The organism is Xanthobacter luteus (assembly GCF_040049235.1).
Lineage (GTDB): Bacteria > Pseudomonadota > Alphaproteobacteria > Rhizobiales > Xanthobacteraceae > Xanthobacter.
Genome location: NZ_JBDZDO010000006.1, coordinates 1 through 20,766 on the forward strand (window position 1 = coordinate 1; position 20,766 = coordinate 20,766).

The following is a 20,766-nucleotide window of genomic DNA, read 5'->3' on the forward strand; positions in this document are numbered from 1 at the left end:
ATCTCGACCTCCCCTTCCACAGCCGTGACGACGCCCCCCGCGCCGACGCCCGACCCCTCCATCTCGCCGACAATGACCACCGGCGCGAGGGCAAGGAGCGCCATCACGGCCGCCATCACGACGACGATGACGACGACGACGATGACGACCGTTCGGGCGGCCGCCCCGGCGCGGTTCCGCAGGCCGGCCCGGCCGATCCCGCGGCCCCTGTCCCGGACAACGGCCTGTTCCAGGGCAAGGCCCGGCCCAAGGTCGAGGTGCAGTGACCTCCGGCCAATCCCGTGCACGTTCAAAGGAATAATCAGATGAAATTCGTTCTTCCCGCCGTGGCCGCCACCGCCACCCTGCTGTCGCCGGTGCTGGCCGAGGCGCGGCAGGTCACCTTCGAGACCACCCTGAAGCCTTACGGCGGCAACGGCGCCTATGTGGTGCTCTACGTCACCGATGCCGCCGGCGCCTACAAGGGCACGCTCTGGATGGCGGGCGGCAAGGCGAAATACTATCGCCATTTGTCCGACTGGCAGCGCGCCTCCGGCGGACGCGCCACCGAGATCGACGGCATCACCGGCGCCAGCGTCGGCTCCGGCAAGACGCTGAAGATCACCCTCGATCTCGCCGACGCCATGATCGATGCCGGCTACACCGTCCATGTGGACACGGCGGTCGAGGACGGGATGGACAATCCCTCGGAAGTGGTGGCGCCGCTCGCCTCGGCCGCATCGGGCAAGCCCGTGGCCGGCAAGGGCTATGTGAAATCCTTCACCGTCACCTTCTGATCCCCCTTCGGACACCCCCAAAATGCTTCGCCGCCTCCATGGCCTGCCCGGCATCGCGCTGGCGCTCGCCCTTACCGTGACCGCCCTCACCGGCGCTGCCTTGTCCGTGCAGCCGGCGCTGGATCGCGTCTCCATACCGGCGATCCCGGCCACAAGCAGTGTCGCGGACCTTGCCGCGCAGGTCGCCGCGCACCATCCCGGCGTCAGCGCCATCCGGCTGCGGGCGGATGGCAGCCTGACCGCGGCCTTCGACGACGGGAACGCGCGTGGCGTGGAGCGCATCGACCCCGCCACGGGCGCGGACCTGGGGCCCTACGCGGTGTCGGAGACCACCCGCTTCATCACCAACCTGCACCGTGCCTTCCTGATGGGCGATGCGGGGCGCGTGGGGGCGGCCATCGGCGCGCTGGCGATGCTGGCCATGAGCGTCTCCGGCCTCATGCTGCTCGCCCGCCGGCTCGGCGGCGCGGCGGCCTTGCTGCGGCCCATCCGCGGCACGCCGGCACAACGCTGGCACGGCGAGCTGGGACGGCTCGCCGCCTTGGGCCTCCTGCTGTCGTCGCTTACCGGCCTGTGGATGTCCGCCGGCACCTTCGGCCTTCTGCCCGAAACGGCGGGCGCGAGCCCCGCCGTCACCGCCAGCGGCGGCACGCCGGCTCCGGTGGGCACGCTCGCCGGGCTGAAGGCCGCGAAGCTCGGCGACTTGCGCGAACTCACGTTCCCCGATCCCGCCGACCCCGCTGACGTCTTCACCCTCGTCACCGCCGAAGGTGAAACGGTGATCGACGCCGCCACCGGCGCCGCCCTCGCCTCGACGCCAGCGACCGCGCTGGAGCGGGTGAATGACCTCGTCCGCGCGCTGCACACGGGGCGCGGCGCCTGGATGCTGGGCCTCCTGCTCGGCCTCGCCTCGGCCATGGTCCCCGTGCTGGGCGGAACCGGCTTCGTCCTGTGGCTGCGCCGGCGCGCGGCACGGCCCCGTCTCGCCGCCAACGTGCCGGCGCGGGCGGCAGACACGGTGATCCTGGTGGGGAGCGAAGGCAATTCCACCTGGGGCTTCGCGGGCACGCTGCACGCGGCGCTCACCGCCGCCGGGCACAAGGTCCACACCGCCGCCATGAACGATGTAACCGCGGCGCATCTGGCCGCCCCGCGCCTGCTGGTGCTCGCCGCCACCTATGGCGAGGGCGCGGCACCCCAGTCGGCCAAGCGCTTCCTGTCCCGCCTCGGGCGCCTTCCCGGGCGACCGGCGGTGGCGGTGCTGGGGTTCGGCGACCGGAGCTTCCCGCATTTCTGCCGCTTCGCCCACACGGTCGCAGACGCGCTTGAGGCGCGTGGGTGCTCTCAGATCCTGCCCCTGAAACGGGTGGATCGCCGCTCGGCGCAGGAATTCGCCCAGTGGGGGCGGGATCTCGGTGCAGTACTGGGGCACGATCTCGTGCTCAGGCATGTGGCCGAACCGCCGAAGACCTCGCCCCTCATGCTCGCCAGCCGGGAGCTATACGGCGAGGCGGTGGGCGCGCCGGTCGCGATCCTGCGCTTCACCGCGCCCGTTGACCCGCGCACCGGCGCGCCCGGCCCCCTGCCCGCCTTCGAGGCCGGCGACCTCGTGGGCATCGTGCCGCCGGGACAAGGGATGCCCGGGGATGGGATGCCGCGCTTCTATTCGCTGGCCTCCTCCACCCGCGACGGCGTGCTGGAGATCTGCGTGCGGCTGCGCGCGGGCGGCGTCTGCTCCACCTTCCTGCACGCGCTTCAACCCGGCGCTACCATCGACGCCTTCATCCGCGAGAACCCGGCCTTCCGGCCGGCCAAGGGGCGGGCGCCGCTCATCCTCATCGGCGCGGGGGCCGGCATCGGGCCGCTGGCCGGCTTCGTGCGGGCCAATGCGGCGGGACGGCCAGTGCATCTTTATTGGGGCGGGCGGAGCGCGGCCTCCGACTTCCTCTATGAGCACGAGCTCGCCCAGCATCTGGCCGAGCGGCGGCTGACGACGCTGCGCACCGCCTTCTCGCGGGACGCGGACGAGAGCGCCTATGTGCAGGACCGCATCGCCGCCGACGCCCCGCGCCTGCGGGAACTGGTGAAGCAGGGCGCGCAGATCCTCGTCTGCGGCGGCCGCGACATGGCCGAGGCCGTGACCCGCGCGCTGGAGCCGGTGGTGCGCCCGCTGGGCCTCGACCCTCCCACCCTCAAATCGAGCGGACGCTATGTCGAAGACGTCTATTGATGCGGGTCGGGGGGCTACGGCGCTCCGGCGCCGCGCCCTGAGCGGCCCGGCCATCGGCGCCCGCTGGTCCGCCGCCTTCTTCGCCGCCGACCAAGTGGACGACGCGGCGCTGACCCACCGCCTCCGGAGCGCGGTGGAGCGGGTGGAACAGCAGATGTCCACCTTCCGGCCCGATTCCGATCTGGAACGGCTGAACGCCGCCCCCGTCGGGGCTTGGATGCCCATCCCCCGCGGGAAACGGTCCTGATCGGCCTTGGGGCCAAGCAATCACCGCAGGGCAGCCACTCGGCGCTCCACGTTCGCCCTCACCGTGCGGGCGGCGGCCTCCTTCACCGGCCCGTAGCCGCGGACGTCCATGGGCGCCCTCGCGATCGCCACCAGGTCGGCGAATGGCTCCATGTCGCGCCTGGTGAAGGTGGTCTCGATCAGCGTTTCGTACCAGCCGATCAGCTCCCGCTCCATGCGTCTTTCCGCGCTGTAGCCGAAGATGTCGAACGCCGTGCCGCGCAGACGCTTCATGCGCGCGAGCACCGCCAGTGCCGGGCGCAGCCACGGGCCGAACGTGCGCTTGCGCGGACGACCGCGCGCATCCCTGCCGGCGGGGAGGAACGGCGGCGCAAGATGGTAGCTCACCTTGAAGCCGTCATCGAACGCCTGCCGGAGTTCGGCGCGGAACGCGGGCTCCGCATGGAGCCGCGCCACCTCATATTCGTCCTTGTAGGCCATCAGCTTGAACAGGGAGCGGGCGACCGCCTCGGTCAGCTCCTGCGAGCCCCGTCCGGCCTCGGCCTTGCGCACGCGCTCGACAAGGGCCTCATAGCGCGCCGCATAGGGCGCGTCCTGATACGCGGTGAGAAATGCGGTGCGGCGCGCGATCAGTTCGTCGAGGGTCTCCGGCGCCTTGCCCGCAGGGGAGGCGAGGTGCGAGCCGAAGGAAGGATCGGCCGCCAGCAGCCGGCCGAGCGCGAAGGCGGCGCGATTGTCGGCGACCGCCACACCGTTGAGCTCGATCGCGCGGGCGAGCGCCGCATGGGAAACCGGAACGAGGCCCTTTTGCCAGGCAAGGCCGAGCATCACGACATTTGCGTAGACGCCGTCCCCGAGGATGGACTCGGACACGGCGTTGGCGTCCGCGGCGGATAGCGCATCCGCGCCGATCACCTCAGCGATGGCGGCAAGGCGCGCAGGGGCGGCGAGGTCGGCGTCGGGATGGCGCACCATGTCGCCCGTGGGCATCTGCGCGGTGTTCACCACCGCTTTCATTCCCGGCCTGTAGGTCGCCGATGCCTTGGGCGAGGAACTGACCACGAGGTCGCAGCCGATGAGCGCATCGGCCGAGCCCTCGTCGATGCGAACCTGATTGAGGTCGGCGGGCCGCGCCGCGACGCGAACATAGCTCAACACCGGGCCAAACTTCTGGGCAAAGCCCATGAAGTCGAGGACCGACGCGCCCAGGCCTTCGAGATGCGCAGCCATGGTGATGAGCGCGCCCACCGTCACCACGCCGGTGCCGCCGACGCCCGTCACCAGCAGATCGAAGGGCCGGTCGAGGGACGGACGCGCCGGTGCGGGAAGGGCGGCTGCGCGCAGGACGAGGTCGTCCGTTCCCGCGCCGCGCGGGCGGCGCCGCGTGCCCTCGACGGTGACGAAGCTCGGGCAGAAGCCGTCGAGGCAGGAGAAGTCCTTGTTGCAGCTCGATGGGTTGATCTTCCGCTTGCGTCCGAATGGCGTCTCCCGCGGCTCGACGCTCAGGCAGTTGGAGGCGACGGAGCAGTCGCCGCACCCCTCGCAGACGAGGGCGTTGATGTGGACATGCCGCGGCGGATCGGCCATCTGCCGCCGCTTGCGCCGCCGCCGCTTCTCGGTGGCGCAGGTCTGCTCGTAGATGAGGACGCTGACGCCGGAAATCTCCCGCAGCTCGCGCTGGACCGCATCGAGGTCGGCCCGCGGGTGCAGCGTCACGCCCTGCGGGAAGTCGGCGAGGCTGAATTTCGACGGCGCGTCCGAGACGAGGGCGATGCGCGACACGCCCTCCGCCCGCACGCCGTGGGCCACGGCATGGACGCTGACCGGGCCATCCACCGGCTGGCCCCCGGTCATGGCCACCGCATCGTTGTAGAGGATCTTGAAGGTGATGTTGGCCTTGGCGGCGACGGCCTGGCGGATGGCCATGGAGCCGGAGTGATAGAAGGTTCCTTCGCCGAGGTTCTGGAAGACGTGACCGTTGCCCGTGAACTTCGACGCGGCGACCCAATTGACCCCCTCGCCGCCCATCTGGATGAGCGAGGAGGTGTCTCGGTCCATCCAGCTTGCCATGAAGTGGCAGCCGATGCCGGCCAGCGCCTTGGAGCCTTCCGGAACCCGGGTCGAAATATTGTGGGGGCACCCGGAGCAGAAATAGGGCGTGCGGGTGACGCCGGGGACGGAAATGATGCTGTCGCGTGCCCTGGCCTGAGCCGCCGCCCGGGCGGCCAGCCTCAGGTCTGGGAAGAAGGCATCAAGGCGCCGGGCGAGAATGTCCGCGAGGGCGCGCGGCGAAAGCTCGCCCGTCCAGGGGACGAGCGGGCGTCCCGCCTCGTCGAACTTGCCCACCATGCGCGCCGGCTTGCGGCCGGGATGGTCGTAGAAATACTCCTTGAACTGGCTTTCGACGATGCCGCGCTTCTCCTCCACCACCAGCACTTCCTGCTTGCCGGCGACGAACGCCAGGGCATCGCGCCGGGCGAGCGGCCACACCATGCCCACCTTGTAGATGTCGATGCCCCGCGCCCGGCAGGCGGCCTCATCGAGCCCCAGGAGCCTCAGCGCCTCCATCAGGTCGGGATGGGCCTTCCCCACGCAGACGATGCCGTAGCGGGCGTCGGCGATGTCGTAGATGCGGCGGTCGATGGGGTTGGCCTCGGCGAAGGCGTACACCGCCTCCTTCTTCGCCAGCAGGCGCTCCTCGATCTGGGGGCCCGGCAGGTCGGGCCAGCGATAATGCAGGCCGCCGGGAGGCGCCGCGAAGTCGGGCAGATGAAACGCCCGCTCCGTCTGCAACTCTACCGAGACGCCGGATTCCACCACTTCGGAGATGGCCTTGAACCCCACCCACATGCCGGAGAAGCGGCTCAGGGCGTAGCCATAGGCGCCGAACTCCAGATATTCCCCCACCCCCGCCGGGTGGAGCACCGGCATGAGCCAGCTCATGAACGCCACATCGGACTGGTGCGGCATGGACGAGGAGACGCAGCCATGGTCGTCGCCGGCGACCACGAGCACGCCGCCATGGGGCGAGGAGCCATAGGCATTGCCATGCTTCAGGGCGTCGCCGGAGCGGTCGACGCCCGGTCCCTTGCCGTACCAGAGGCCGAACACGCCCTGGACCTGCCGGTCGGGGCTGCTCTCCACCTGCTGGGTGCCGAGGACCGCGGTCGCGGCGAGTTCCTCGTTCACTGCCGGCAGGAAGGTGATGCGGTTGGCCTCCAGCTCCTTCGCCACGCGCCAGAGCTCAAGATCGACGCCGCCGAGCGGCGAGCCCCGATAGCCCGAGACGAACCCGGCGGTCTGCAGGCCGGCCTCGCGGTCGCGCCGTGCCTGATCGAAGAGGATGCGCGCAATGGCCTGTGTGCCGGTGAGGAAAATCCGGCCGCTGCGGCGGGCGTAGCGGTCGGCGAGTTCATAGGGGTCAAGGTGGGAGGCGTGGTGCATGGGTCCGGCCTTCGAGGGCATCGCCCGCGGACGCCGACCGGGCTGCCGGCGCGCGCTGCAGATCGAAGCCGAGGATAGGCCGGGCTCGGCGGCAGGAGATTTCAATCTGCCACCGAACTGGACAGATTATGATAGATATAACCGAACGTCCCAGCTTAAGTGGAATACTTTACCGTTATGGCCATCACGATCGAAAAGCGAGACGAGCGTCTTCTGGCTGCCCTGCAGAAAGATGGCCGCGCCACCAACCTGCAATTGGCAGAGGAGGCCGGCATGTCCACCTCGGCCTGCTGGCGTCGGGTCCAGGCCCTTGAGGAGTCCGGCGTGATCGTCGGCTATTCGGCGCTCGTCAACCGCGAGAAGGCCGGCTTTGCCATGGCGGCGATCCTCCACGTCTCGCTGGAGCGCCACGACACCAAATACGTGGAAGAGTTCGTCGCCCGCGTCACCGCCCGCGCCGAAGTTCTGGAGTGCTTCGCCACCACGGGGGACGCCGACTACCACTTGCGGGTCGTGGTGCGCGACATGAAGGCCTACAACGCCTTCCTCGACGATTTTATCTTCCGCCTGCCGGGCGTTCGTAACGTGCGCTCCAATGTGATCCTCAAGGAGATCAAGAGCGGCATGGCTTTGCCGTTCTCGCCCGGCACGCCTTCGGCGGGGCAAGGCCCCCACCCGCGGCGGAAAGGGAGCGCCGCATCTTGAGGTCGTAAGGTGACAGCGCGCGCGGCGATGCTTTGAAAGTTTTGGGTAGAGAGCTTTGCCGCGTGAATTGTTTCAATTTGCACCGGGTCATGAGCCTCGGCGCGCAGATGTGCGGGTCGCCTTTTGCGTCGTATTTCATGAGACCGGCCTGCGCGCGGCCGGCTTCGGTGGGGTGGGTGCGGCTCACAGTCCGAGATAGGCGGCGCGCACCTTTGGATCGTCGAGCAGCGCCGCCCCCGTGCCCTCCATCGCGATGTGGCCGGTCTCCAGCACATAGCCGCGGTCCGCGATGGCCAGCGCCGCGGAGGCGTTCTGCTCCACCAGAAGGGTGGTGATGCCCTCGGCCCTGAGCGAGGTGACGGCGGCGAGGATCTGGTCCACCAGCAGCGGCGCGAGGCCGAGCGAGGGCTCGTCCAGCAGCAGCAGCTTCGGCCCCGCCGTCAGGGCGCGGCCGATGGCCAGCATCTGCTGCTGTCCGCCGGACAGGCTCATGGCCGGCGTCTTGCGCCGCTCGGCCAGCACCGGGAACAGGCCGTAGACGTGATCGAGCCGCGCCTGGCGCCGGGCATCCTGCCGCCGGTAGGCGCCGAGCTTCAGATTGTCCTCGACGCTCAGCGGGCCGAACACCTGCCGGCCCTCCGGCGATTGGGAGATGCCGCGCACCACCCGCAAATGCGGCTCCAGCCGCTCGATGGCCTCGCCCTCGAACAGGATGCGCCCGCCGCACGCCGGCTGCACACCGGAGATGGCGCGCAGGAGCGTGGTCTTGCCGGCGCCGTTGGAGCCGACCAGCGCGACGATCTCGCCGGCCTTCACCTGAAGCGACACCTCGCGCAGGGCCATGATGCGGCCATAGGCGGAGGAAAGAGCCTCAACCGTGAGCACGATCCGCCTCCCGCGATCCGATGTCCCCGAGATAGGCGGCGATGACCTGCGGATTCTGGCGCACCGCGCGCGGCGCCCCCTCCGCCAGCGGGCGGCCCTGGGCGAGCACCAGCACGCGGTCGGAAATCTTCATCACCAGCTTCATGTCGTGCTCGATCAGCACCACGGCGACGCCGCCCTTGGCGACGGCGGCGATCAGATGGTCGATGGCCTCCGTCTCCACCGCGTTACAGCCGGCGGCGGGCTCGTCCAGCAGCAGGATCTTCGGATCGGCGGCGAGCGCGCGGGCGATCTCGAGGCGCTTCAGCGCGCCGTAGGGGAGGGCGCCGGCGGGCGCGTCGGCCAGCGCGGCGAGGCCGACCCGCTCCAGCAGCGCCAGCGCCTTCTCCCGCGTGACGCGGTTCTGGCGGAACACCGAGGGCAGGCCGAGCAGGTCGGCGAGGAAGGAGGTGCGCTCGGACAAAGCGCAGCCCACCATCACATTCTCCACCGCGCTCATGCGGAAGAAGATCTGCAGGTTCTGGAAGGTCCGCGCCATCCCGCTTCGGACCCGAAGGTGCGGCGCCACGGCGGTGATGTCCGCGCCGTCGAGGCGGACCGCGCCGCGCGAGGGGCGGTAGATGCCGGTGACGAGATTGAACAAAGTGGTCTTGCCCGCCCCGTTCGGCCCGATGATGGAAAAGACCTCGCCGGCGTTCACGCGGAAGCTCACCTCGTCCACCGCCCGAAGGCCGCCGAAGGAGATGCCGATGCCGCTCACGTCGAGAAGGGGCGCCTTGGCAGGGCTCACGGCAGGCGTTCCTCGATCAGCGCGCGCAGCGACGGGACGATGCCCTGGGGCAGGAAGATCATGAACACCATGATGAGAAGGCCCAGCACCGCCTGCTCGTATTCCTGGAAGGCGGTGAGGGTCTGCGGCAGCACCACCAGGAAGGCCGCGCCCAGCACGGTGCCGAACACCGAGCCGAGGCCGCCGATGATGACCATGGCGACCAGCTCCACCGAGTGGGAGAAGCTCGCGGCTTCCGGCGTGATGAGGCCGTTCATGGCCGCCAGCAGCCCGCCCGCCACTGCCGCATAGACCGCCGCCACCACGAAGGCGGCGAGCTTCTTCGCGCTGACGTCGATGCCGGCGCCGGCCGCCGCCACCTCGCTGTCGTGCAGCGCGCGCAGCGCCCGGCCGGTGGGGCTGGCGGCGATGTTGAGGGCGAGGAGCGCGCCGACGAGCAGCGCGCCGGCCGAGACCCAGTACCAGTTCAGCGCGCCCGTCACCCGCCAGCCGAACAGGGTGATGCGCGACACCGCCATGCCATCCGGCCCGCCGGTCAGCTCGGTCTCGCTGTGGAGCACGAGGGCGACGATGACGCCGAAGCCCAGCGTCGCGATGGCAAGGTAATAGCCCTTGAGCTTCAGGATGGGCCGTCCCACCCCATAGGCGACGAGGCCGGCGAGCACCGCCCCGAGCACCAGGCACAGGATGGGGTCGAGCCCGAGCCGGGCCGGGCCGATGGCCACCGCATAGGCGCCGATGCCGAGGAAGCCGGCATGGCCGAGGCTCACCTGCCCCGCATAGCCCATGAGGATGGTGAGGCCGAGGGCGGCGAGGGCGAAGATCCACACCAGCGCCGCCACCCGCAGGTGGAAGGAGGTGGGGGCGATCATCGGCACCAGCGCCATCACGAGCGCGAGGGCGAGGAGCGGCGTGAGGCGCGAGCGCAGGACGGCCTTCATCACACGCGCTCCACGCTGCGGCTGCCGAACAGGCCGCGCGGCAGGAACAGGAGCACAAGGAGGATCATCAGGAACGCCACCGCGTCCTTGTAGGTGGAGGAGAGGTAGCCGGCCGCGAAGGTCTCGATGAGGCCGATGAGCAGCCCGCCCACGACGGCCCCCACCGGGTTGCCCATGCCGCCCAGCATGGCGGCGGCGAAGCCCTTGAGGGTGAAGAGCGTGCCGATGTCGTAGCGCGTCAGGGTGATGGGCGTCGCCACCACGCCGGCGAGCGCGCCGATGGCCGCCGACAGGCCGAAGGCGAGGGCGAGGACGAGGGCGACATTGATGCCGACCAGCTTCGCCGCCAGCCGGTTGGCGGCGGTGGCGAGCACCGCCTTGCCCACCAGCGTGTGCTCCAGGAACAGATAGAGCGCCACAACGAGGGCAAGCGCGGTGCCCATCACCCACAGGCTCTGCGGCAGGATGGTGGCGCCGCCCACCGGGATCGGCGTGTCGCCGGAGAAGGCGGGCAGGGAATGGAACTGCTTGTCGAAGATGATCTGCGACACGCCTTTGATGAAGATGGACGCGCCGATGGTGATCATGATGAGCGTCACCGGCGAGGCGCCGCGCGCGGGCTCGATGGCGAGGCGGTGGAGCAGGAGGCCGACGAGGACGGCGGCCGCCAGCGCGATCAGCGCCGCCACCGGCAGCGGCAGGCCCGCCGCCATCAGGAAGACGGTGCCCATGCCCCCGATCATGACGAAGTCGCCCTGGGCGAAGTTGATGACGTCCGAGGCGTTGTAGATCAGCGTGAAGCCGAGGCCGATGAGCGCATAGATGGCGCCGACCGTCAGGCCCGAGAACGCGAGCTGGAGAAATTCGGACATGTCCTCACGCCGTCAGTGTGGCGGCGCCGGAGGGGCGCCGCCGCGGTCTGGGGATCTTGTGTTCGGCTCGGGGGCAGATCAGCGCGCCGGGGCTTCGAGCGCCCAGTCGCCGCCGCGGATCTCCAACATGCGGAAGGAGTCCGTGCCGAGGCCGAGATGGTCGGTGGGGGTGAAGGTGTAGATGCCGGTTACGCCCACATAGCCCTTGGTGGCCTCCAGCGCGTCGCGGATCTTCTTCGGGTCCGCGGACTTGGCGCTCGCGATGGCGCGGGCGACGAGCTGGATGCCGTCGTAGCCGTAGCCGCCGAAGGTGGAGACCGGCTGGCCCGTGGCCTTCTCGTAGGAGGTCTTGTATTCCGCCACCACCGGCTTCTGCGGGTCGACGGCCGCGAGCTTGTCGCCGATGAGGATGGCCGGGGCGGGCAGGCGCACGCCTTCGGCGGCGGGGCCGGCAAGCTCGATGAAGCTCTTCGAGGCGACGCCGTGGCTCTGGTAGAGCGGCAGCTTGATGCCGAGCTGGGCATAATTGCGCGTCACGATGGCCGGGCCCTGGCCGAAGCCGGGGTTCAGCACCGCCTCGACGCCAGCGGTGTTCTTGATCTTGTTGAGCTGGGGCGTCATGTCCGAATCGGTGGCGCCGTAGCTTTCGTCGGCGACGACGGTGATGCCGTATTGGCCGATCACCTTCAGGCACTGGTTGCGCATGGACTTGCCGAAGCCGTCGGTGCCCGAGATCAGGCCGATCTTGGTGATGCCGCGCGCCTTCATGTCCTCGAAGATCTTCTGGCAGGCGGTCTTGTCGGTGTGCGGCGTCTTGAAGACGAAGGCGCGCACCGGCTCGATGATCTCGATGCCGCCGGCGAGCGAGACGAACGGAATGCCCGCCTCCTCGAACACCGGGATCATGGCCATGGTGGCGCCGGTGGAGGTGCCGCCAACCATGGCGACGACCTTATCGTCCTCCACGAGGCGGGTGGCGAAGGTGCGCGCCTTGTTGGCGTCGCCGCCGTCGTCATAGAGCACCAGCTCCACCGGACGGCCGAGGAGGCCGCCCTTCTTGTTCAGCTCGTCCACGTAGAGCTTGAGCGTCTTGGCCTCGGGATCGCCGAGGAAGGCGGCGGGGCCGGTGGCGGAGACCACCGAGCCGATCCTGATGGGATCGGCGGCAAGGGCTGTTCCGGTGAGCGCGGGGCCGGCGACGGCGGTCGCGAGCATGATGGCAGCCGCGCGCAGCATCGGCCGCAGGCGAGCGGGCGTATCCATGAAGCGTTCCTCCTAAGGTCCATTTCGGGCCGAGGAGCGGGTTGTCCCGCCTCCATCCGCAGGCCGTCCGGCCGACGGGACCTGAACCATATGATTAACCGATCGGATGGTCAATTGATCCCATCCAGGCTCCCTCTCGTCAGATCATTCATCGACCGGGCGGACAACATTTGGTATCTGACCTCCTTTCCCATTGGTGGTGGACAGTCGCGGCACCCCTGCCGGGGGTGTGCGATCGAGGCGGACAGGCAAGATGGCGCGCACGCGTGCACAGGACTACGGGGCCAAACGGGAGGCCATCCTCCACAAGTCGGCGGAGCTGTTTGCGCAGTACGGCTATTCCGGCACCTCGATCACCATGATCGCGGACGCCTGCGGCGCTTCCAAGGCTCTGCTCTATCATTACTATCCGGATAAGGAGGCGGTGCTCTTCGACATCCTGTCCTCCCATCTGGAGCAGTTGGTGACCGGCGTGGAGAAGGCGATCGCGGAGGCCCCGGGCGGCGGCCGCATCTACGCCATCGCCGCATCGCTGCTCGATGCCTACAAGGACGCGGACGCCGAGCATCAGGTGCAGATTGCCAATCTGAAGCTGCTCGCCCCGGAGCGACAGGAGGCCCTGCGCGCGCTCGAGCGCAAGCTCGTGGTGCTGCTCGCGGACGCCATCGCCGAGGAAGTTCCCGCCATCGGCCGCGGACCGCTGCTGAAGCCCGTCACCATGTCGGCCTTCGGCATGCTCAACTGGCACTATCTCTGGTTCCGCGATGGCAAGGGCCTGACCCGGCCGGAGTATGCCCGCCTCGTCACCGGCCTCATCACCGAAGGTGCCGAGGCCGCGGCGCGCAGCCTTGCGGCGCCGGAGGCCAAAGCGGTGGCGGCCAAGGCAGCGGAGGCCAAGGCAGCGGAAGTCAAGCCGGCGCAGCCCCGCACCGCCTCGGCCCGCCCGAGGGCGGCGCCCGCCACCGCCGACAAGCCCGCCCGCGTCGCCAAGGCGCGGCGACCGGCAGAATAGGACTTGGCCCAAAAACGCTTTAAGGAACGGCCATGTCGCGCCGCGCCCTCGACCTTATCCTCGACCATGTCCGCGCCGAGCCCTCGCGCACCTGGTCCATCATCGTGACCATCTATGGCGATGCCATCGTGCCGCGCGGCGGCTCGGTGTGGCTCGGCACGCTGCTCGCCTTCTTCCGCGGGCTCGACATTGCCGACGGGGTGGTGCGCACCGCCATGTCACGCCTGGCCGCCGACGGCTGGCTGACGCGCAACCGGGTGGGGCGCAACAGCTTCTATCGCCTCGCCGACAAGGGACGTGAAACCTTCGCCCGCGCCACCGAGCACATCTACCGCCATCGCCCGCCACAATGGCACGGGCATTTCGACATGCTGCTGATCGAGCCCGGCGCCCGCGAGGGGGCGCGCGCGGCGCTGGAGGCCGCCGGCTTCGGCATGCCATTGCCCGGCGTCTTCATCGCCCCGGCCGGCACCGGCATTCCGGAGGAGGCGGCCTCGGCGCTCCGGCTCGACGTGGCGGGCAGCGCGGCGGAGCAGCGCGCGCTCGCCGCCCGCGCCTGGCCGCTGGAGCAGACGGCGGAGGCCTATCGGCGCTTCATCGCCACCTTCGAGCCGCTCAAGGCGGAATTGTCGTCCGGCGCGGTGCTGAGCGACCTCGAAGCCATCGTGGCCCGCGTACTGCTGATCCACGATTACCGGCGCATCGTGCTGCGCGATCCCATCCTGCCCCTGGCCATTCTTCCCGCCGACTGGCCCGGCCTCGCCGCCCGCGCGGTATGCGCGGACATCTACGGCTGTCTGGTGGCAGCGTCCGAGCGCTGGCTGGATGAGAATGCCATCGGCGAGGACGGGACACCGCTGCCGGCCGATCCGAAAATATTAAGTCGCTTCAAGGCATAAGCGGACGCTGCTCGCCGCTGCTCGTGCCTGCCGCTCTAAATATTACGAAAAAATATTGAAATCAATTTTTTTGTAATATATAAACGCTTCCAAGGTGCCGGGCTGTGGGCAACATGCTCCACGACAGAACCGGCGGCAGCGGCTGGAGCGTCATTTCCCCGGTTGCTCGAAGCCGCGCAGACGCCGCATCTCAGGTCATAGGGGGGGACACAGCATGTATGCACAGCTCGTGAAGTCCGAGAGCATGAAGCCCGCCGCCGAGCTTTCGCTGGAGGAGCGCGCCTTCCAGGAGCGCATCGACCGCGGCGAGAAGATCGAACCCAAGGAGTCGATGCCCGAGGGCTACCGCAAGACGCTGATCCGCCAGATCGGCCAGCACGCCCATTCCGAGATTGTCGGCCAGCTGCCCGAAGGCAACTGGATCACCCGCGCGCCGACGCTGGAGCGCAAGGCCATCCTGCTCGCCAAGGTGCAGGATGAGGCCGGCCACGGCCTCTACCTCTATTGCGCCGCCGAGACGCTGGGCGTCAGCCGCGACCAGCTGCTCGCCAAGCTGCACGACGGCAGCATGAAGTATTCGTCCATCTTCAACTATCCCACCCTCAACTGGGCCGATATCGGCGCGGTGGGCTGGCTGGTGGATGGCGCCGCCATCATGAACCAGGTTCAGCTGCAGAAGACCTCCTACGGCCCCTACAGCCGCGCGATGATCCGCATCTGCAAGGAGGAGAGCTTCCACCAGCGCCAGGGCTACGACATCATGATGAAGATGGCGCAGGGCACAGCCGAGCAGAAGGCCATGGCGCAGGATGCCCTCGACCGCTTCTGGTATCCCGCTCTCATGATGTTCGGCCCCTCGGACAAGGATTCGGTGCATTCCGCCCAGTCCATGGCGTGGAAGATCAAGATCAACACCAATGACGAGCTGCGCCAGAAGTTCGTCGACCAGACCGTGCCGCAGGCGGAATATCTCGGCCTCACGATCCCCGATCCGAACCTGAAGTGGAACGAGGAGAAGAAGGGCTACGACTTCTCCGAGCCGGACTGGTCGGAATTCTTCGAGGTGATCGCCGGCAACGGCCCCTGCAACAAGGAGCGCCTCGGCGCCCGCGTGAAGGCCTGGGAAGACGGCGCCTGGTTCCGCGACGGCCTGCTCGCCCATGCCGAGAAGGCCGAGGCGCGCCGCGCCGCCGCCCGCGTCGCCGCGGAATAGCCGCGCCAAAGTAATCGCCGGTCAGGGCGGACCATAACAACAGCACATCTTCCGGACGGTCTGGCCGTCCGGCTCGGAACGGGAGGAACAACCATGTCCAGCGAATGGCCCTTGTGGGAAGTCTTCATCCGCGGCCAGCACGGCCTCAACCACCGCCATGTGGGCAGCTTGCACGCGCCCGACGCGGAGCTCGCCATCAAGAATGCGCGGGACGTCTACACCCGCCGCAACGAAGGCGTTTCCATCTGGGTGGTGAAGTCGGTGGACATCACCGCCTCCAGCCCCTCGGACAAGGGACCGCTGTTCGAGCCGTCCAATTCCAAGGTCTACCGGCACCCGACCTTCTTCCAGATTCCCGAAGACGTGGGGCACATGTGATGGCCAGCGCCGAGATCGCGGTCGATCGCGCCGCTCTGTTCGAATTCCTCACCCGGATGGGGGACAACACCCTCATCCTCGGCCATCGCGTGTCCGAATGGTGCGGCCACGCCCCCGTGCTGGAAGAGGACATCGCCCTCGCCAACACGGCGCTGGACCTCATCGGCCAGACCCAGCTCTGGCTCGGCCTCGCTGGTGAGGTGGAGGGCAAGGGCCGCAATGCCGATGCGCTCGCTTTCCTGCGCGACGCGGCGGCCTTTCGCAACTGCCTGCTGGTGGAGCGCCCCAACGGCGATTTCGGCCAGACGCTGATGCGGCAGTTCCTGTTCGATGCCTGGCACCATGTGATGCTGACGGCGCTGACCAGATCGTCCGACCCGCGCGTCGCCGAGATCGCCGCCAAGGCGGTGAAGGAGGTCTCCTATCATCTGGAGCGCTCCGGCGACCTGGTGATCCGCCTCGGTGACGGCACCGGCGAGAGCCATGCCCGCATGCAGCGCGCGCTTGATGACCTGTGGTCCTATGTGGGCGAACTCTTCATCGCCGACGCCACCGACCGCGCCATGGCGCAGGCCGGCATCGCGCCCGATCCGGCGAGCCTGAAGCCGGAGTGGGAGGCCATCGTCTCGGACCTGCTGCGCGAAGCGACCCTGAAGGCGCCGACCTCCACATACGTCCACAAGGGCGGCCGCCGCGGGGTGCACACCGAGCATCTCGGCTACATCCTCGCCGACATGCAGTTCCTGCAGCGCGCCTATCCCGGCGCGACCTGGTAGGGGGCGATCATGGCAACCGCCACTTTGCCGTCCCTTGACGCGGTCTGGCACTGGCTGGCGCAGGTGCCGGATCCGGAAATCCCGGTGCTTTCGCTGGTCGATCTCGGCATCGTTCGGGAGGTCAATTGGGACGACGACACGCTCGTCGTCACCGTCACCCCCACCTATTCCGGCTGTCCGGCCACGGGCGTCATCAATCTCGACATCGAGCGCGCCCTGAACGCGCGCGGCGTCGCAAGGGTGCGCCTGGAGCGCCGGCTCTCGCCGCCCTGGACCACCGACTGGATGAGCGCCGAGGGCCGCGAGAAGCTGCGCGCCTACGGCATCGCCCCGCCGGTGGACGACACCGCCGCCGACGGCCGTTCGCTGGCGCTCGCGCGCCGGCTCGCCTCCGGCTCCAACCTCACCGTCGCCTGCCCGCGCTGCGGCTCGGCGCAGACTGAGAAGGTGAGCCAGTTCGGCTCCACCGCCTGCAAGGCCAGCTATCGCTGCCTCTCGTGCCTGGAGCCGTTCGACTACTTCAAGTGCATCTGAATATTGAAAAATCCCGAGGAGCGCCGCATGGCACGGTTTCATTCCCTGGAGGTGGTCGACGTGCGGCGCGAGACGCGTGATGCCGTCGTCGTCACCCTCAAGCCCCGCCCCGAGGACGCCGCGGCGTTCGACTTCACGCAGGGCCAATACCTCACCTTCCGCCGCGACTTTGATGGGGAAGAACTGCGCCGCAGCTATTCCATCTGCGCCGGCAAGGATGAGGGCTGCCTGAAGGTGGGCATCAAGAAGGTGGAGGGCGGCGCCTTCTCCACCTGGGCCAACGAGAACCTTTCCCCCGGCGACACGCTCGAAGCCATGCCGCCCATGGGCAAGTTCTTCGTGCCGCTGGCCCCGGAGCTCGACCGCCACTATCTCGGCTTTGCCGGCGGCTCGGGAATCACGCCGCTTTTGTCCATCATCAAGACGGTGCTGGCGCGCGAGCCGAGGTCCCGCTTCACCCTCGTCTATGCCAACCGGCAGATCAGCTCCATCATGTTCCGGGAAGAACTGGAGGATCTGAAGAACATCTATCTCGGCCGTCTCTGCGTGCTGCATGTGCTGGAGAGCGAGGCGCAGGAGATCGACCTGTTCACCGGCCGCGTCGATGCGGAGAAGATGGAAGGTCTTTTCAAGCACTGGATCGACGCGAAGTCGGTGGACACCGCCTTCATCTGCGGTCCCGAGCCCATGATGCTGGCGATTGCCGCCGCGCTGCGCGCGCACGGTCTCAGCGACGCGCAGATCAAGTTCGAATTGTTCGCCTCCGGCCAGCCCGGCCGGGCCAAGGCAAAGGCGGTGTCGGCGAGCGCCGCCGCCAACGGTGCCGGCACCACCGCCACCGTTACGCTGGATGGCGCTACCCGCACCTTCCACATGCCGCGCGAGGGCCAGAGCCTGCTCGACGCCGCGCTCGCCGCCAATCTTGATGCGCCCTACGCCTGCAAGGCGGGCGTGTGCTCCACCTGCCGCGCCAAGGTGGTGGAGGGCGAGGTGGAAATGGCGGTCAATCATGCGCTGGAGGATTACGAGGTGCGCGCCGGCTACGTGCTCACCTGCCAGTGCTTCCCGCTCACCGAAAATCTCGTCGTCACCTACGACGAGTGAGGGGGAAACCATGTCCGACGTGATCGCCATCGACGACTATCTCGCCCAGGGCGGCGTGCTCTCCTCGCCCGACAACGTGCCGCCGCGCTATCGCGGTGAGCTGCTGCGGCTCATGTCCTCCTTCGTGGACAGCCAGCTTGCGGGCTCGGCGGGTTTTGCCGCCTCCATCAACTTCTCGCCCGGCATCAAGGCGCGGATCGCGGCGAGCCGCATCACCCTTGAAAAGGCGGATCATGCCGAGCGCGTGCTCGGCCTGATGGGGGCCTTTGGCACCGACACCGGCCGCTATCAGGCGCAGCACGACTGGGCGGCGCGGGTCGCCCGCGATGCCGACCTCGGCACTGTGCGGCACGGCAACGACATGCGTCTCTCTGTCTTCCATTATCCCATCACGGGATGGACCGACGCGGTGGTGATGAACGTGCTCATGGGCATCGCCACCGGCGTGCAGCTCGCCGAGCTGTCGCGGGTGTCCTATGCGCCGCTCGCCGGGGTGTTCCGCGAGATCGCCCCCCGCGAGGCGCGCCATGCGGAGCTGGGGCTCGAAGGGCTGGAGCGCATCGCCGCCACCGAAGTCGGTCGGGTCGGCGCGCGGGCGAGCCTCGCTTACTGGCGGCCGCGGGTCGCTGCCACGTTCGGCGTGGCCGGCTCCGCCCGCTACGACACGCTCCGCCGCCTCGGCCTGCGCCACACGCCCAACGAGGCGCTGCTGGCGGAATGGGAGCGCATCGTCTCGGACCGCCTCGCGCCGCTCGGCCTCGACTGAGATCGGCAGCAGACAAGAAAAAGGCCCGGCATCGCGCCGGGCCTTTTTTGCTGGGGCAAAGGAGGGCGATGGGCCCTCCGCTCACTCCTTGGGACGGCGGTCCAAGATGCGCTTGGCCTTGCCGGTGGCGGTGCGCTCGATGCCGCCCGGCTCGTGCAGGGCGATGCGGGTGGTGATGCCGATGGTGTCCTTGATGCGCTTCAGGATGCGCCTGCCGGTGGCGTCCACGTCCACCTGGCCATAGGCCTCCTCGCGGATCTCGGCATGCACGGTCATCTCGTCCATGCGGCCGTCGCGGGTAAGCTCCAACTGGTAGTGGCCGGAGCAGGCCTCCACCGCCAAAAGGATCTCCTCGATCTGGGTCGGGAAGACGTTGACGCCGCGCAGGATGATCATGTCGTCCGAGCGCCCCGTCACCTTCTCCATCCGCCGCATCCCGGGCCGCGCCGTGCCGGGCAGAAGGCGGGTGAGGTCGCGGGTGCGGTAGCGGATGATGGGGAAGGCCTCCTTGGTCAGCGAGGTGAACACCAGCTCGCCCTTCGCGCCATCGGGCAGCACCTCGCCGGTGAGCGGGTCGATCACTTCCGGATAGAAATGATCCTCCCAGATGTGCAGGCCGTCCTTGGTCTCCACGCACTCCTGTGCGACGCCGGGGCCGATCACCTCGGAGAGGCCGTAGATGTCGGTGGCGTCAAGGTTGAAATCGCGCTCGATCTCGTGGCGCATGGCGTTGGTCCAGGGCTCGGCGCCGAAGATGCCGTATTTGAGCGAGGTCGCGCGCGGGTCGAGCCCGGCCTTGGCGAAGCCGTCCATGAGCGCGAGCATGTAGCTCGGCGTCACCATGATGGCGTCGGGCCTGAAATCGTTGATGAGCTGGACCTGCCGCTCGGTCATGCCGCCGGACATGGGCACCACGGTGCAGCCCAGCCGTTCGACGCCGTAATGGGCGCCGAGGCCGCCGGTGAACAGGCCATAGCCATAGGCCACATGCACCATCATGCCGGGCCGCACGCCCGCGGCGCGGATGGAGCGGGCCATCACGTCCGCCCACATGTCGATGTCGGCCTTGGTGTAGCCGACGACGATGGGCTTGCCCGTGGTGCCGGACGAGCCGTGCACGCGCGCCAGCTTCTCCTTCGGCACGGCGAAGAGGCCGAAGGGGTAGTTGTCGCGCAGGTCCGTCTTCACCGTGAACGGGAACTTGGCGAGGTCGGACAGGTCGCGCAGATCGGACGGGCGCACCCCGGCCGCATCGAACGCCTGCCGGTAGAAGGGCACGTTCTCATAGGCGTGGCGCAGCGACCAGGCGAGGCGCTCGCGCTGCAGGGACATGATCTCGTCGCGCGAGGCGCGCTCAGCGGGATCGAGGCCACCCTCGAAGGAACGGCCCGGGGACAGTGCCGGCAGAGCCATGTTCATCGTCTCCTCCAAAGATCTTTTTGCGAGATCAGGATTTCTTGTCCGTGGAGCCGTCCGACCTGGCGGGATCGGGTTGCGTGATCCGCCCGCCGATGACGCGAGAATGGCCACGAAACTGGGCGATCACCACGCCGTCCTGCGAGACCTCCACATCATAGATGCCGGAGCGCCCGCTGCGGCTCACCTCCCGCGCCCGCGCCGCGAGGCGCTTGCCGCGCGTGCCGGGCCGCAGATACGTCACCGAGCAGTGCTGGGCGACGGTGCGTTCGTCATAGGTGTTGCAGGCGAAGGCGAAGGCGCTGTCGGCGAGGGCGAAGATGAAGCCGCCATGGCCCATGCCGAAGCCGTTGCACATGCGCTCGGTGAGCGTCATGGCGAGGGTGGCGGTGCCGGGGCCGATGCTGACGATCTCCATGCCGAGCCCCTGGCTCGCATGATCGGTCGCCCACATGGCGTCGGCGGAGCGGCTGGCAATCTCCTGCGGGGTGAGCGCCGAGCGGGTTTCAGCCGGGG

At 68.7% G+C, this 20,766-nt stretch carries 21 protein-coding genes; 13 read left to right on the top strand and 8 right to left on the bottom strand.

Going from position 1 to position 20,766, the window contains the following annotated elements; translation table 11 throughout:
* The 4 genes from ABLE88_RS17415 to ABLE88_RS17430 all read left to right on the top strand — a co-directional run.
* A partial coding sequence (locus tag ABLE88_RS17415; RefSeq protein WP_348832972.1) for a hypothetical protein occupies window positions 1–266 on the top strand: 266 nt, incomplete at its 5' end.
* Between the two features lie 39 nt (window positions 267–305).
* On the top strand, window positions 306–776 hold the full coding sequence (locus ABLE88_RS17420; protein WP_348832973.1) for a DUF2271 domain-containing protein: 471 nt from the start codon (window positions 306–308) through the stop codon (window positions 774–776).
* 22 nt (window positions 777–798) lie between these two features.
* Window positions 799–3,006 (top strand): PepSY domain-containing protein, encoded by a 2,208-nt coding sequence (locus ABLE88_RS17425; RefSeq protein ID WP_348832974.1) that lies wholly within the window; start codon window positions 799–801, stop codon window positions 3,004–3,006.
* Complete coding sequence (locus tag ABLE88_RS17430; RefSeq protein ID WP_348832975.1) at window positions 2,987–3,253, top strand: FAD:protein FMN transferase; 267 nt, start codon at window positions 2,987–2,989, stop codon at window positions 3,251–3,253. Before ABLE88_RS17425 ends, ABLE88_RS17430 begins: the two co-directional genes overlap by 20 nt.
* 20 nt (window positions 3,254–3,273) lie before the next feature.
* Here the strand turns inward: ABLE88_RS17430 and ABLE88_RS17435 are convergent, their stop codons facing one another.
* Window positions 3,274–6,696 carry an indolepyruvate ferredoxin oxidoreductase family protein gene (locus tag ABLE88_RS17435; protein WP_348832976.1) on the bottom strand — a complete coding sequence of 1,141 codons (3,423 nt, stop codon included), beginning with the start codon at window positions 6,694–6,696 and terminating at the stop codon, window positions 3,274–3,276.
* Window positions 6,697–6,873: 177 nt separating this feature from the next.
* On the opposite strand from ABLE88_RS17435, the gene ABLE88_RS17440 reads away from it, so the two are divergent.
* Window positions 6,874–7,401, top strand: coding sequence for an Lrp/AsnC family transcriptional regulator (locus ABLE88_RS17440; RefSeq protein WP_348832977.1), 528 nt, complete (start codon window positions 6,874–6,876; stop codon window positions 7,399–7,401).
* 183 nt (window positions 7,402–7,584) lie between these two features.
* Here ABLE88_RS17440 and ABLE88_RS17445 read toward each other — a convergent pair whose 3' ends face one another.
* The 5 genes from ABLE88_RS17445 to ABLE88_RS17465 all read right to left on the bottom strand — a co-directional run bounded on the left by ABLE88_RS17445 (window position 7,585) and on the right by ABLE88_RS17465 (window position 12,152).
* The gene (locus tag ABLE88_RS17445) at window positions 7,585–8,286 is read right to left on the bottom strand and encodes an ABC transporter ATP-binding protein (protein WP_348832978.1); all 702 of its coding nucleotides are present in this window, start codon (window positions 8,284–8,286) and stop codon (window positions 7,585–7,587) included.
* The gene (locus tag ABLE88_RS17450) at window positions 8,273–9,076 is read right to left on the bottom strand and encodes an ABC transporter ATP-binding protein (protein ID WP_348832979.1); all 804 of its coding nucleotides are present in this window, start codon (window positions 9,074–9,076) and stop codon (window positions 8,273–8,275) included. The genes ABLE88_RS17445 and ABLE88_RS17450 overlap by 14 nt, the downstream gene beginning before the upstream one ends.
* Entirely contained in the window at window positions 9,073–10,017 is a 945-nt protein-coding gene (locus ABLE88_RS17455; RefSeq protein WP_348832980.1) for a branched-chain amino acid ABC transporter permease, read from the bottom strand. Before ABLE88_RS17455 ends, ABLE88_RS17450 begins: the two co-directional genes overlap by 4 nt.
* A complete protein-coding gene (locus ABLE88_RS17460) occupies window positions 10,017–10,889 on the bottom strand; it encodes a branched-chain amino acid ABC transporter permease (RefSeq protein ID WP_348832981.1) in 873 nt (290 codons plus the stop codon). The genes ABLE88_RS17455 and ABLE88_RS17460 overlap by 1 nt, the downstream gene beginning before the upstream one ends.
* A gap of 78 nt (window positions 10,890–10,967) precedes the next feature.
* On the bottom strand, window positions 10,968–12,152 hold the full coding sequence (locus tag ABLE88_RS17465; RefSeq protein ID WP_348832982.1) for an ABC transporter substrate-binding protein: 1,185 nt from the start codon (window positions 12,150–12,152) through the stop codon (window positions 10,968–10,970).
* 253 nt (window positions 12,153–12,405) lie between these two features.
* On the opposite strand from ABLE88_RS17465, the gene ABLE88_RS17470 reads away from it, so the two are divergent.
* The 8 genes from ABLE88_RS17470 to ABLE88_RS17505 all read left to right on the top strand — a co-directional run bounded on the left by ABLE88_RS17470 (window position 12,406) and on the right by ABLE88_RS17505 (window position 18,834).
* Window positions 12,406–13,164 (top strand): TetR/AcrR family transcriptional regulator, encoded by a 759-nt coding sequence (locus ABLE88_RS17470; protein ID WP_348832983.1) that lies wholly within the window; start codon window positions 12,406–12,408, stop codon window positions 13,162–13,164.
* Between the two features lie 32 nt (window positions 13,165–13,196).
* Entirely contained in the window at window positions 13,197–14,063 is an 867-nt protein-coding gene (paaX, locus tag ABLE88_RS17475; protein WP_348832984.1) for a phenylacetic acid degradation operon negative regulatory protein PaaX, read from the top strand.
* Window positions 14,064–14,277: 214 nt separating this feature from the next.
* Window positions 14,278–15,276, top strand: coding sequence for a 1,2-phenylacetyl-CoA epoxidase subunit PaaA (gene paaA, locus ABLE88_RS17480; RefSeq protein WP_348832985.1), 999 nt, complete (start codon window positions 14,278–14,280; stop codon window positions 15,274–15,276).
* Window positions 15,277–15,369: 93 nt separating this feature from the next.
* Window positions 15,370–15,654, top strand: a complete 285-nt coding sequence (gene paaB, locus ABLE88_RS17485; protein WP_348832986.1) for a 1,2-phenylacetyl-CoA epoxidase subunit PaaB — start codon at window positions 15,370–15,372, stop codon at window positions 15,652–15,654.
* Window positions 15,654–16,430 (top strand): 1,2-phenylacetyl-CoA epoxidase subunit PaaC, encoded by a 777-nt coding sequence (paaC, locus tag ABLE88_RS17490; RefSeq protein WP_348832987.1) that lies wholly within the window; start codon window positions 15,654–15,656, stop codon window positions 16,428–16,430. Before paaB ends, paaC begins: the two co-directional genes overlap by 1 nt.
* 9 nt (window positions 16,431–16,439) lie before the next feature.
* Window positions 16,440–16,964, top strand: a complete 525-nt coding sequence (paaD, locus tag ABLE88_RS17495) for a 1,2-phenylacetyl-CoA epoxidase subunit PaaD (RefSeq protein WP_348832988.1) — start codon at window positions 16,440–16,442, stop codon at window positions 16,962–16,964.
* A gap of 27 nt (window positions 16,965–16,991) precedes the next feature.
* Window positions 16,992–18,068: a 1,2-phenylacetyl-CoA epoxidase subunit PaaE gene (gene paaE, locus ABLE88_RS17500; RefSeq protein ID WP_348832989.1), complete on the top strand. Its 1,077-nt coding sequence runs from the start codon at window positions 16,992–16,994 to the stop codon at window positions 18,066–18,068.
* Between the two features lie 10 nt (window positions 18,069–18,078).
* Window positions 18,079–18,834, top strand: a complete 756-nt coding sequence (locus ABLE88_RS17505; RefSeq protein WP_348832990.1) for a Phenylacetic acid catabolic protein — start codon at window positions 18,079–18,081, stop codon at window positions 18,832–18,834.
* 81 nt (window positions 18,835–18,915) lie between these two features.
* Here the strand turns inward: ABLE88_RS17505 and paaK are convergent, their stop codons facing one another.
* Both paaK and paaI read right to left on the bottom strand, forming a co-directional pair.
* Complete coding sequence (gene paaK / locus ABLE88_RS17510; RefSeq protein ID WP_348832991.1) at window positions 18,916–20,247, bottom strand: phenylacetate--CoA ligase PaaK; 1,332 nt, start codon at window positions 20,245–20,247, stop codon at window positions 18,916–18,918.
* Between the two features lie 34 nt (window positions 20,248–20,281).
* Window positions 20,282–20,704, bottom strand: coding sequence for a hydroxyphenylacetyl-CoA thioesterase PaaI (paaI, locus tag ABLE88_RS17515; protein WP_348833360.1), 423 nt, complete (start codon window positions 20,702–20,704; stop codon window positions 20,282–20,284).
* Window positions 20,705–20,766: the final 62 nt, after the last annotated feature.